Raw genomic sequence first — 12,458 nt, 5'->3', positions numbered from 1 at the left:
TCTGTTGCACCCTATGACGGCTCTCTCGCGGCGGCTCGTTTCCGCGGCGACTTGCCAGCCTTGTCGGAATGCAGCCGTGCCGCGGCAGCGTCGCGCTGCCGGATTTCCTTCAGGAGCGTCGTGAGCGCCCAGTCGATCGTGTCGGCAATCTCGGCACTCGACATGCCGAAGTCTTCGCGCAACGCGCTCCAGGCGAGCACATTGTTGAGATAGGCTGCCAGCGCCTCGGCCTGGCGAACCTCCTTCGGCTTGAGGTGCCGCACCAGAGGTGCCATCGCCTTGCTGTGCTGGTCGATCAGGTGCCGCCGGAAGCCAGCCCGCACGCTGCGGCCGACCCGGGTCATGGCAATCGCGCGCGCCAGATTCGGATGGCGATCGAAGCTCTTGCAAAGCTTGCGAAAAATATCCGGCAGTTCGTCCGGTGAGGAAAAGGGAACGTAGCCGAAGACATTGTCTTCGATCCACTCACCGGCCGCGGCAAACAGCTCCGCGCGGGTCTTGAAGTGCCGATAGATGGTGCGCTCGGCAACCTTTGCACGCCTGGCGACGGCAGCCATCGAGACCTCGTCGGCAGCATCATCCTCAAGCGTCTCGACGAAGGCCGCAACGATGCGCTGCCGCGTCAGCTCGGCATATTCGTCGCGAAGATTTGGGCTGTGTCGCTTTACTGCACTCATGTCATAACTCTGACATCGGCCGTCGCGGCGGGTCAAGACGACATTCGAGGCACCTCGCGCCTCAATAATATGCGGGGTACGCCCGCGTGCGGCGCGATGGCTGTGCAAGACGCCCACAGGGCTCCCAGAGATCGGGACCAGCAGACACGACCGCCTGAGAAATGGCCTTTTGCTGTCCGTAAAAATCGGATTTGCTTGGCTCCCGATAGATCACGCGGGCGCGTCGCCAGCGGTTGCATCCAGCAAAGGAGCTGATCATGAACGAACTTCAATCATGAACGGGCTTGGCGGGTTGAACAAATCGCCTGAGGGCGTCGTCATCGGGCTCGTGCAGTTGCAACTACCGAACGTCGTGACCCGGGCCGATCTGGCAAGGCAGACCGAGCGCATCGTCTGGATGGTCGGCAAGGCTCGCCGCAATCTCTCCACCATGGACCTGGTGGTGTTCCCCGAATATTCGCTGCACGGCCTCTCGATGGACACCAATCCCGAGATCATGTGCCGGCTCGACGGGCCTGAGGTCGCGGCTTTCAAGCAGGCCTGCATCGACAATGGGATCTGGGGCTGCTTCTCCATCATGGAGTTCAACCCGCACGGCAATCCCTACAACTCCGGCCTGATCATCGACGACCACGGCGAGATCAGGCTCTACTACCGGAAACTCCACCCCTGGATTCCGGTCGAACCGTGGGAGCCGGGCGACCTTGGCATTCCCGTGATCGAGGGGCCGAAGGGCGCTAAGATCGCGCTGATCATCTGCCATGACGGCATGTTCCCGGAGATGGCGCGGGAGTGCGCCTACAAGGGCGCGGAGATCATGATCCGCACCGCCGGCTACACCGCGCCGATCCGTGACGCCTGGCGCTTCACCAACCAGGCCAACTCGTTCCAGAACCTGATGGTCACAGCCAATGTCTGCATGTGCGGGTCCGACGGCTCGTTCGATTCCATGGGCGAAGGCATGATCGTCAATTTCGACGGCAGTGTGCTGGCACACGGCACCACCGGCCGCGCCGACGAGATCATCACCGCCGAGGTGCGGCCCGACCTGGTGCGCGAGGCGCGCATCAATTGGGGCGTCGAGAACAACATCTACCAGCTCTGGCACCGCGGCTACGTCGCGGTGAAGGGCGGCGCAATGGACTGCCCCTACACGTTCATGCAGGACATGGTTGCGGGCACCTTCCGCCTGCCATGGGAGGATCAGGTCAAGGTCACCGACGGCACGTCGTGCGGCTTTTCGGCACCGACGCGGATGTTTGGCAAGACGGCGAAGGCGGCGGAATAGGCCGTTTTCGGCGAAACCCGCGACCTTCTGGCACGGTTGTTGCTCCTTTTGAGGACCAAGACGTCGTCAAAACGGGGGAGTCATCATGTCGACCATTGCAGCGGCCCCAGCGGCCGAGCGCAAGCCGCTCTACACATCACTGTTCGTCCAGGTTCTGGCGGCGCTGATCTTCGGCATTATCCTCGGCGTGGCTGTCCCGGACTTCGCCATCAGCCTCAAGATCCTCAGCGACGCCTTCCTGAAGCTGATCTCGATGATCGTGGCGCCCATCGTGTTCTGCGTCGTCGTCCACGGCATTGCCGGCGCCGGTGACCTCAAGAAGGTCGGCCGGGTCGGCGTCAAGGCGTTGCTTTATTTCGAGGTGATGACGACGGTCGCGCTTGTGGTCGGCCTTGTGCTCGCCTACCTCTTCGGTCCCGGCCATGGCATGAACATCGATCCCTCGACGCTCGACGCCAAGGCCCTCAACACCTATGCCGACAACGCCCACAAGCTGCAGGGCGGCGGCATCGGCTCCTTCCTGCTCAATGTGATCCCGAGCACCTCGTTCGACGCCCTGTCGCGCAATGACGTGCTCCAGGTCCTGTTCTTCGCAGTGCTGTTCGGCGTCGGGCTCGCGCTGGTGGGCGGCGAGAAGGGCAAGCTCGTGACTTCCATTATCGATGCCGCCTCGACCGTGCTGTTCCGCGTCATGGGACTGATCGTTCGGGTCGCTCCGCTCGGCGTGCTCGGCGCGGTCGCCTATACCGTCGGCAAATACGGCGTCGGCTCGCTGAAGCAGCTCGTCTCGCTGGTGATGCTGTTCTATGTCTCGGTCGGCATCTTCGTGCTCGGCGTGCTCGGCAGCGTGATGGCGCTCGCCGGAATCAATATCCTCAAGTTCCTCTCCTATCTGCGCGAAGAGCTGACCATCGTGCTCGCCACCGCGTCCTCCGACGCCGTGCTGCCCCAGATCATGAAGAAGCTGGAGCGCATGGGGGTGAAGGACTCCGTCGTCGGGCTCGTCATCCCGACCGGCTATTCCTTCAACCTCGACGCCTTCTCGATCTATCTGACGCTGGCCGTCGTCTTCATCGCGCAGGCGACCAACACGCCGTTGTCGTTCGGCGATCTCCTGCTGGTTCTCGGCGTCTCCCTGATCACGTCGAAGGGCGCCCACGGCGTGCCGGGCTCGGCGATCGTGATCTTGGCCGCGACGCTGAACGCCGTGCCGAGCATTCCAGCGATCGGACTCGTGCTGGTGCTCTCGGTCGACTGGTTCATCGGCATGGCGCGTGCGGTCGGCAACCTCACCGGCAATTGCGTTGCGACAGTGGTGGTCGCCGCCTGGGAAGGCGACCTCGACCGCGCCAAGGCAGCCAAGGTTCTCGATGGTGGGGAGCTGGTGGATGTGACCGCGGGGTAACGTCCGCGGATCAATCATTCCAATGGAGCAAGGGCGTTCCGAACGCCCTGCTCCAGACGGAAAGGAAACGCGGAAACCAGGAATGCGCCACGGCGCCCTTGTAGGCCCAGGTGCGATACTTCAGGCCCTGTTCCGACAACAGCTCCTGATATCCGCCGTGGACTTCAGTCGCGGTCCGAATGTCCCTCAATATCCCTTGAGCGCAGGACCGGTAGATGTCGCGACCCGAAAATTGATCGTAGTCCAGCATGCGATCGGCAAATTCGACGTTGAACGTCGGCCAGGAGGAACGTCCCTGGTAGGCGGGAGCCGCAATCTTGTGGATCATCTTGTTCCGCGGATTATCCGCGGACACCAGGAAGTGGGATGTCCCGGGTATGCGAAACCGCGGTTCGGCGATGACTAGGTCCGTCGTGGCCGCAAACAGCGCGCGTTCGCTCGCCTCGTTCAGGTCCCAAAATCCGCGATGCACGCTGACGAAATCCAGAGCAATCGAGGACACCGGAGAACTCGCCGGGCCATCCAGGGAATGCCTGATATAGCCGCTCTTGCCGAACAGACGGAGAAGGTCCCCTTTGTACTGCGAGAGCTCGCGCCCGAGCAGCGGCTTGAGCTCATTCTCGTCGACGACTCCGAGCCGCACGCCCCACACGAACGTCGTGTAGACGCAGGCATTGGTGACGAAGCGCCTGCGTTCGGCGCGGGTGTCCGTCGCCGCGGAACGAGGCGCGCTGACGTCGCAAAGCAAATACCGGATGCCGTCGTCATGGAACGGCTCCAGCTCGCTTGCGAGCTGCAAGATCGCCCGTTTCAGGTCGACGCCGTATTCGGCCAGCAACAGGCGGCCGGCATGAGCGCAATGTGACATCGCCAGATAGGACGACGCTTTCTGGTCAGCAGCTATCATCTGTTGCAGACCGGCGAGAATTCCGAGCAGCGTATCTGAAGGGCGCGAGAAATAATTCACGCCGAGATACCGGGCGCGTCCCGCCGGGACGATTGTCGTCGTGACGACGTTGGCGCGAACCGCCTCCAGCATCAGGCGAACGCTCTTTTCAATTAAGCGAACTCGCCGGATCGCATCCTGCGAATCCATGACGGTTTCGGGATCGAGAACGTCGGGATAGAACCAGGCGAAGTCGCGCGGGTAATAGGCCGATGCATGCGGCGCCCCGGTGACGAGAAAGGCCTCGGTCACCGAAAAGGCACTGTCCATCGAGTGCCGGTAAAGGTCCTCGATGGCTGATGACAGATGATGCGGCTTTCTCAGGAACCGATCGCCAAGAAAATTGACCGCCTGAAGCGCGTTGGCCACAAAGGTAGCGGCCGCGCCCTGGTAAAACCGGTTTTCACGATGTGACGGAAAGGAAATATCACTGTTCATATGCGTCGTCGAATGATGTCTCGTGATCCTGGAGCTGGCCGTCACTATTCTAAACGTGCCTGATTCGTGTCTCTACCCCGTGACTTACGGGCTCGCCTTACCCTTCCCGCGGCCTGAAATTCTCGATCACCCTGAGCAGAACCCGCGCGCCGGCGTCGGCGTCGGCGAGCTCGACATGCTCATCCGGATGATGGCTGATGCCGCCGCGGCAGCGGACGAAGATCATGCCGACATCGGCGATGTCAATCATCGCCATGCCGTCGTGCCCGGCCCCGCTCGGCAACTCGAACACGGGAAAACCTTCCCCAGCAATCGCCTGCGCGATCTGCTCCTTCAGCCAGGGCGCGCAAGGCGCGGTGCGATTCTCGTGGGTGACGTCGAGCTGAAGCGACAGCTGCCGACGTTTTGCGATGGCCTCGATCTGCCTGACGACATCGGCCACCGCGCGCTTGCGATGCATGTCGGTCGGTGCGCGCATGTCGATGGTGAACGACACCTCGCCCGGAATGACGTTGGTCGCGCCGGGCTTGGCGTGGATATAGCCGACGGTGCCGACCAGCCCGCTCTCGTCGGTCCGGCAGAACTGCTCGATCGCACCGATGCATTCGGCCGCGCCGGCGAGCGCGTCGCGTCGCAGCGCCATCGGCACCGTGCCGGCGTGGCCGGCCATGCCGGATAGCCGTGCGGCTAGCCGCGTCGCGCCCGCGATCGCGGTGACTACGCCGACGGGCAGGTTCTGTGCTTCCAGCACCGGTCCCTGCTCGATGTGCAGCTCGAGATAGGCAAGCAGCTCGCGCCGCGCCCGGGCGGCCGCGCCGATATGATCGGGGTCGAGACCGAATTGCACGAGCGCATCGCGCATCGAGACGCCGTCCCGGTCGCGCGTAGCCAGGACGCTCTCATCAAACGTTCCCGCCACCGCGCGGCTGCCGAGCAGTGTCGAGGCGAAGCGCACCCCCTCCTCGTCGGCAAAGCCGATCACCTCGATCGCGAACGGCAGGCGCTTGCCGCGGCGGTTGAGGTCGGCGACGCAGGCGATCGCCGTGATCACACCCAGCGGCCCGTCCCATTTGCCGGCATCGCGCACGGTGTCGTAGTGCGAGCCGAGCATCAGGCAGGGCGCCCCCGGCCGCTCGCCTTCGTAACGGCCGCAGACGTTACCGATCGCATCGAGATGCGCGCTCATGCCGGCCTCGCGCATCCAACCCTGGATGAGGTCCGCTGCCGTGCGCAGCTCCTTGCTGAGATAGATGCGGGTCAGCTTGTCGGTCTCTTCCGAGATCGCACCAAGCTCATTGATCCGACGCACGATCTCTTCGCCGAGCGATGCATTCTGAACGGCGTTACCAGCACCCATCTCGGCGAGCTTCCATCCTCTAGGCCGCGGCAGCGGCGGCCACAGCGACTATCGATACAAGTTCGGTGCCAGCAAAAATCACGTGGCCGGCACCGTCCCAATCAGCGCGTGGTTAGCATGGATGCGGGTAGCCGACAGACCGTCCAGTGCCGTCATGCACGCGGAGGATAGCCGGTTAAGACTGCTTAACTCCATTGCATACAACCCAGAAATATTGCTCACAAATTAATCTGCCGCTTTCCTCGTCAGGATTCATGTTCGTATATATAGACAGCAATTTCAGTAAGTTACATCAAAATGCACGCTTCATAGTCTCTGGCACGAAGCTTGCGACATCTTGTTCCGGGCTCCGCCAGACCGGTGTAGCCGCGAGACTAAGGCGGTCCGTCCGCCAAGGGAGCATCCAATGGATTTTGGCAGGATTTCACGACGGCATTTGTTGCAAGGCGGCGCGGCCCTCACCCTCGGCGCGGCGGCCGGCGTCCGCCCAGCCTTCGCGGCCGAGACGACCATCGGCTTCATCTATGTCGGCTCGCGCGACGACTACGGCTACAACCAGGCGCATGCGCAAGGCGCCGCGGCGCTGAAGAAGATTCCCGGACTGAAAGTCGTCGAGGAAGAGAAGGTGCCGGAGACCGACGCAGTCGAGAAGACGATCGAGTCCATGATCAATCTCGACGGCGCCTCCCTGCTCTTCCCGACCTCGTTCGGCTACTACAATCCGCACATGATCAAGCTGGCCAACAAGTTCCCGAAGCTGCGCTTCGAGCACTGCGGCGGCCTCTGGTCGGACAAGGATCCGAAGAACGCCGGCAGCTATTTCGGCTATATCGACGAAGCTCAGTACATCTCAGGCATCGTCGCCGGCTACACCTCCAAGAGCGGCAAGCTCGGCTTCGTCGCCGCAAAACCGATCCCGCAGGTGTTGCGCAACATCAATGCCTTCGCGCTCGGCGCCAAGCTCGCCAACCCGAAGGCCACGACGCAGGTGATCTTCACCGGCGACTGGTCGATGCCGGTCAAGGAAGCCGAAGCAACCAACAGCCTGATCGACCAGGGCGTGGATGTGCTCACCTGTCACGTCGACGGTCCGAAGACGATGGTCGAGAACGCCGCGCGCCGTGGCGCCATGGTGTGCGGCTATCACGTCAACCAGTCGCCGCTCGCGCCGAAGGCTTATCTCACCGGTGCGGAGTGGAACTGGGAAGCGCTATACCCGAAATTCGTCAAGATGATCGCCGCAGGCGAGAGCATCCCGAACTTCTATCGCGGCGGCCTCAAGGAAGAAATCGTCAAGACCTCGCCCTACGGCGAAGCGGTCTCCGCCGAAGCGCGCAAGCATGCCGACGACGTCAAGGCAAAATTCCTGTCCGCGGACGGCTACGCCATCTTCAAGGGGGGACTGCTCGACAACAAGGGTAAGACGGTGATCGCGGCTGGAACCGATCGCAGCCAGAAGGATCCCGAACTCGAGAAGATGGACTATCTCGTCGAAGGCGTGATCGGAGCGACTTCGTGACAACGGAATCGGTGGATCCCGCTGCAGCGGTCGGGACAATTGCCCCGGCCGCCGATGCGGGATTTCTCCAGCGCCACGGCGCGACAATTGAATACATCATGATCCCGGGCGCGGCGCTGGCCGGCGCGCTCGTGATCTTCGGCATCTTCGTCGCAATGTTCGGCAAGAACCCGCTCGATCTCTATTTCTACATGTACTACGGCGCCTTCGGCACCTGGTTCTCCTGGCAGAATACGCTGACGCGCGCAGCACCCTTGATCCTCACTGCGCTCTGCACTGCGCTGCCGGCACAACTCGGCATGGTTATCATCGGCGGCGAAGGTGCGCTTCTGATCGGTGCACTGACGGCGACGAGCGCAGCTATCGCGCTCCAGGGCATGCCGTCGTTGGCCGTGCAGATCGCCATGGTCTGTGCCGGCGTCATCGGGGGCGGTCTGTGGATCATGCTCTCCGGCGCGCTCCGCCAATACCGCGGGGTCAACGAGACGATCTCGAGCCTACTGCTCGTCTACATCGCGCTCGCGATCCTCAACCATCTCGTCGAAGGCGTGATGCGCGATCCCGCCAGCCTCAACAAGCCGTCAACGCGCGAGATCGGCGCCGCCAACATGATCGGCTCCATTCCCGGCACCGACGTGCATTGGGGCCTCGTGTTCGGCCTGATCGCCGCGATCGCCGCCTACATCCTGATCTATCACACCGTGTTCGGCTTTGCCGCGCGCGTCGCCGGCGGCAACATTCGCGCAGCGAAGATCGTCGGCCTCGGCGTCAGCAAGCTCATCCTGACCATCTGCTTCCTCGCCGGCGGCGCCGCAGGCCTCGCAGGCATGGTGGAGGTCGCAGCGGTGCAGGGCCGCACCAACGCCAATCTCGCGGCGGGCTACGGCTTCACCGGCATCCTGGTCGCCTTCCTCGCGCGGCAAAATCCGCTGGCCATCATCCCCGTCGCCATCCTGCTCGGCGGCATCAGTGCCAGCGGTGGCCTGTTGCAGCGTCGCCTGGGATTGCCCGATGCATCCGTGCTGGTGCTTCAGGGCATCATCTTCGTCTTCGTGCTGGCAAGCGATGCGCTCTACGGCCGCATCGGATTCCTGAAAGGCAAGTCCTGATGGCAGACGGATCGATCGGGCTCTGGACCGTCCCGCTCGCCGTGCTGGGCGGCGCCGTTCGCGTCTCGACGCCGTTCCTGTTCGTGAGCCTGGGCGAATGCATCACCGAGCGTTCGGGGCGCATCAATCTCGGCCTCGAAGGCACGCTGGTGATGGGCGCGATGAGTGCCTACGGCATCTCCTATCTCACCGGCTCGCCCTGGCTGGGCGTGCTCGCCGCCGGCATCACTGGCGCACTTCTGGGCGCACTGCATGCCGGAATCTGCTCGCTGCCGCGCGTCAACGATATCGCGGTCGGCATCGCGCTGATGCTGTTCGGCACCGGGCTCGCATTCTATCTCGGCAAGCCGCTGATCGAGCCTACCGCACCACGACTGCCCGCGATTGATTTTGGCTGGTGGAGCGACATGCCGCAGGTACGCGCGGCGCTACGCGTCAACGTGCTCTTCCTGATCGGTGTCGCCCTTGCGCCGATCCTGTACTGGGCCTTCCGCACCACGCGCTGGGGCCTGCTGATCCGCACCGCCGGCGAAAGTTCCGATGCTGCGCGCGCCATGGGCTACTCCGTGCTCCTGATCCGACTGCGCGCGACCATGGTCGGCGGCTTCCTCGCCGGCATCGGCGGCTCGTTCCTGTCGCTGTTCTATCCCGGGAGCTGGAACGAGGGCCTGTCATCGGGCCAGGGCATCACGGCCGTGGCGCTCGTGATCTTCGCGCGCTGGGATCCAATGCTGTGCCTGTGGGCCTCGCTCGCCTTCGGCGGCGCCGCAGCACTGGGCCCGGCGCTGCAATCGGTCGGCGTTACCTCCGGCTATCACCTCTTCAACGCCGCGCCCTACATCCTGACACTGGCCATCATGATCATCACCTGCTCGCCGAAGCGGACGCTGACCGGCGCCCCCGCTGAACTCTCGATCACACGGTAACACGCGGCACGCAACGAGGTCGTCCATGCCCGAGCGCTACATCAAGTCCGAACCTTATGCCTGGCCTTACAACGGTGATCTCCGGCCTGAGAACACGGCGCTCATCATCATCGACATGCAGACCGACTTCTGCGGCGTCGGCGGCTATGTCGACAAGATGGGTTATGATCTCTCGCTGACACGGGCACCGATCGAGCCGATCAAGAAGCTGCTCACCGTCATGCGCAGCCAAGGTTTTCACATCATCCATACGCGCGAGGGCCACCGCCGCGATCTCTCCGATCTTCCCGCCAACAAGCGCTGGCGCTCGCGGCAGATCGGCGCCGGCATCGGCGATCCCGGCCCATGCGGACGCATCCTGGTGCGTGGCGAGCCCGGCTGGGACATCATCCCGGAGCTTGCGCCCCTGCCCGGCGAGCCCATCATCGACAAGCCCGGCAAGGGCTCGTTCTGCGCGACCGACCTGGAGCTGATCCTGCGCGTGCGTGGCATCGAGAACATCGTGCTGTCAGGCATCACCACCGACGTCTGCGTCCACACCACCATGCGCGAGGCGAACGACCGCGGCTTCGAATGCGTACTGCTGCACGATTGCTGCGGCGCGACCGACAAGAGCAACCACGAGCATGCGCTGAAGATGATCAAGATGCAGGGCGGCGTGTTCGGCGCGGTCTCGACCTCGGATGCATTCATCGGAGCGATTTCGTGATCATCGGCGAAACGCCACCACCCAGCGGCGCCTTCGGCGTCGACGCCATCGCCATGACCATGCGTTTCGGCGATTTTCTTGCGTTGGACAATGTCGAGCTGAAAGTGCGGCCGGGCTCGTTCCACGCCCTCCTTGGCGAGAACGGCGCCGGCAAATCGACGCTCGTCAAATGCATCATGGGCTACTACCACGCCACCGAAGGCGACATCCTCCTCGGCGGTCGCGAGCAGGCGATCGGCAATCCGAAGGACGCCCACGCGCTCGGCCTCGGCATGGTCTATCAGCACTTCACGCTGGTGCCGGCCATGACGGTCGCGGAAAACCTCGTGCTCGCGCGCGACGACGTGCCGGCCGTGGTGGACTGGTCCAAGGAAATGAAGGAGCTCCAGGCGTTCCTGGCACGCATGCCCTTCAAAGTGCCGCTCGGCGCCAAGGTCTCCGACATCTCCGCCGGCGAGCGGCAGAAATGCGAGATCCTCAAGCAGCTCTATTTGAAACGCCGCTTCCTGATCCTGGACGAGCCGACCTCGGTGCTGACACCGGCGGAAGCCGACGAGGTGCTCGGCATGCTCCGCGACATGGTCGTCAAGGGCGAGTTGACCATCCTGATGATCACACACAAATTCCGCGAGGTCATGGCCTTCGCCGACGAGGTCACGATCCTGCGCCGCGGCAAGCTTGCCGGTCAAGGCAAGGTGGCCGAGCTCACGCCCGATGCTATGGCACGCACCATGATCGGCGCCGAGGAGCTGACGGTGCAGCCGCCGCGCACCGGCGAAGCCGGCCAGGCCAGGCTCGAATTGGAAAAGGTCCGCGCTCTCGACGATGCTGGCGCTATGGCCGTCCATGACGTCTCGCTCACGGTCCGTGCCGGCGAGATCGTCGGCATTGCCGGCGTCTCCGGCAACGGTCAGCGCCAGCTCGTCGAGGTGCTGGCGGGCCAGCGCGCCGCAGAGAGCGGCGAAATCCGCGTCGCGGGCGATCCTTATCGCGCCAGCCGCGAGCAGATGCGTCGCCACAAGATGTCGCTGTTGCCGGAGGAGCCGCTGAAGAACGCCTGCGTCGGCGGCATGAGCGTCGCCGACAACATCGCCTTCCGCGAGTTCGATCGCGCGCCCTTCGCCAGCGGCGGCTGGTGGCTCAATCGCAGCGCCTTCCGCGACGACGCCAAGAAGAAGATCGGGCAGTACAAAATCAAGACCCGGACGCCGGATACGCCGATCTCGGCGCTGTCGGGCGGCAATGTGCAGCGCGCCGTGCTGGCCCGTGAGCTCGGCGACGATGTCGAAGTGCTGATCGCGGCCAATCCTTGCTTCGGCCTCGACTTTGCGGCAGTAGCGCAGATCCACGCCGAGATCATGGCCGCGCGCAATCGCGGCGCCGCCGTGCTGCTGGTCAGCGAGGATCTCGACGAACTGCTTGAACTCTCCGACCGCCTCGTGGTCATGTTCCACGGCGAGTTCGTATACGAGGCCCGCACCAGCGAGGCCGACCTGACCGTGGTCGGCCGGCACATGGCGGGGCACTGACCGCGGAGCATCAATGGACGGCCAAACCGAACGCGACGAACAGCTTTTGCGCCTGTCCTTCGCGGTCGCCCGCCGCTCGCTCAGCCATGGCAACCACCCCTTCGGCTGCATCGTCGTCGATGGGGACGGCAAGGTGCTGATCGAGGCCGAGAACGGCTACATGCCGGATCACGACGGCACCGCCCATGCCGAGCGCCTGGCGGCAACGCAGGCCTGCCGCACGCTCGGCCGCGAAGTGCTGGCGAAAGCCACGCTCTATTCCTCCGCCGAGCCCTGCGCGATGTGCGCCGGTGCGATCTACTGGGCCGGCATCGGCCGCGTCGTCTATGGCCTCAGCGAGCACCGTCTGCGCGGCGTCACCGGCAACCACCCGGAGAACCCGACGCTCGACCTGCCCTGCCGCGAGGTCTTTGCCAGCGGCCAGCGACCGACGGAGATCGTCGGGCCTATGCTCGAGGACGAGGCCGAAGCACTGCACGACGGCGTGTGGACGAAGTAGACGGCCCAAGCGAGCTGCACCGCCTCGCCCCGCTCTTGCGGGGAGAGGATTGTGGT

11 protein-coding genes are annotated in these 12,458 nt (G+C 63.8%); 8 read left to right on the top strand and 3 right to left on the bottom strand.

Annotation, left to right across the window (positions count from 1 at the left end; genetic code table 11):
• Nucleotides 1-11: 11 nt before the first annotated feature.
• On the bottom strand, nt 12-677 hold the full coding sequence (locus IVB18_RS15375; RefSeq protein WP_247989888.1) for a TetR family transcriptional regulator: 666 nt from the start codon (nt 675-677) through the stop codon (nt 12-14).
• Nucleotides 678-951: 274 nt separating this feature from the next.
• Here IVB18_RS15375 and IVB18_RS15370 point away from each other — a divergent pair, with 274 nt between their 5' ends.
• On the top strand, nt 952-1,965 hold the full coding sequence (locus tag IVB18_RS15370) for a formamidase (RefSeq protein ID WP_247989887.1): 1,014 nt from the start codon (nt 952-954) through the stop codon (nt 1,963-1,965).
• 85 nt (nt 1,966-2,050) lie between these two features.
• A complete protein-coding gene (locus tag IVB18_RS15365; protein ID WP_247989886.1) occupies nt 2,051-3,370 on the top strand; it encodes a dicarboxylate/amino acid:cation symporter in 1,320 nt (439 codons plus the stop codon).
• A gap of 10 nt (nt 3,371-3,380) precedes the next feature.
• On the opposite strand, the gene IVB18_RS15360 is transcribed toward IVB18_RS15365, so the two are convergent.
• Together IVB18_RS15360 and IVB18_RS15355 are read right to left on the bottom strand one after the other, a co-directional pair.
• Nucleotides 3,381-4,754 (bottom strand): hypothetical protein, encoded by a 1,374-nt coding sequence (locus IVB18_RS15360; protein ID WP_247989885.1) that lies wholly within the window; start codon nt 4,752-4,754, stop codon nt 3,381-3,383.
• A 97-nt stretch (nt 4,755-4,851) separates the two neighbouring features.
• A complete protein-coding gene (locus IVB18_RS15355) occupies nt 4,852-6,111 on the bottom strand; it encodes an allantoate amidohydrolase (protein WP_247989884.1) in 1,260 nt (419 codons plus the stop codon).
• A 406-nt stretch (nt 6,112-6,517) separates the two neighbouring features.
• On the opposite strand from IVB18_RS15355, the gene IVB18_RS15350 reads away from it, so the two are divergent.
• Genes IVB18_RS15350 through IVB18_RS15325 form a run of 6 tightly spaced genes read left to right on the top strand, consistent with a single transcriptional unit; the run spans nt 6,518 to nt 12,402 of the window.
• Complete coding sequence (locus IVB18_RS15350; protein WP_247989883.1) at nt 6,518-7,630, top strand: BMP family ABC transporter substrate-binding protein; 1,113 nt, start codon at nt 6,518-6,520, stop codon at nt 7,628-7,630.
• On the top strand, nt 7,627-8,739 hold the full coding sequence (locus IVB18_RS15345; RefSeq protein ID WP_247989882.1) for an ABC transporter permease: 1,113 nt from the start codon (nt 7,627-7,629) through the stop codon (nt 8,737-8,739). Before IVB18_RS15350 ends, IVB18_RS15345 begins: the two co-directional genes overlap by 4 nt.
• Nucleotides 8,739-9,665, top strand: coding sequence for an ABC transporter permease (locus IVB18_RS15340; RefSeq protein ID WP_247989881.1), 927 nt, complete (start codon nt 8,739-8,741; stop codon nt 9,663-9,665). The genes IVB18_RS15345 and IVB18_RS15340 overlap by 1 nt, the downstream gene beginning before the upstream one ends.
• A gap of 25 nt (nt 9,666-9,690) precedes the next feature.
• Nucleotides 9,691-10,374: an isochorismatase family cysteine hydrolase gene (locus tag IVB18_RS15335; protein WP_247989880.1), complete on the top strand. Its 684-nt coding sequence runs from the start codon at nt 9,691-9,693 to the stop codon at nt 10,372-10,374.
• The gene (locus tag IVB18_RS15330; protein WP_247989879.1) at nt 10,371-11,903 is read left to right on the top strand and encodes an ABC transporter ATP-binding protein; all 1,533 of its coding nucleotides are present in this window, start codon (nt 10,371-10,373) and stop codon (nt 11,901-11,903) included. The genes IVB18_RS15335 and IVB18_RS15330 overlap by 4 nt, the downstream gene beginning before the upstream one ends.
• Before the next feature lie 13 nt (nt 11,904-11,916).
• Nucleotides 11,917-12,402 carry a nucleoside deaminase gene (locus IVB18_RS15325; RefSeq protein ID WP_247989878.1) on the top strand — a complete coding sequence of 162 codons (486 nt, stop codon included), beginning with the start codon at nt 11,917-11,919 and terminating at the stop codon, nt 12,400-12,402.
• Nucleotides 12,403-12,458: the final 56 nt, after the last annotated feature.

This window comes from Bradyrhizobium sp. 186 (assembly GCF_023101685.1).
In the GTDB taxonomy this organism is placed as follows: Bacteria; Pseudomonadota; Alphaproteobacteria; order Rhizobiales; family Xanthobacteraceae; genus Bradyrhizobium.
This window is presented reverse-complemented; position numbering and strand designations above follow the sequence as displayed.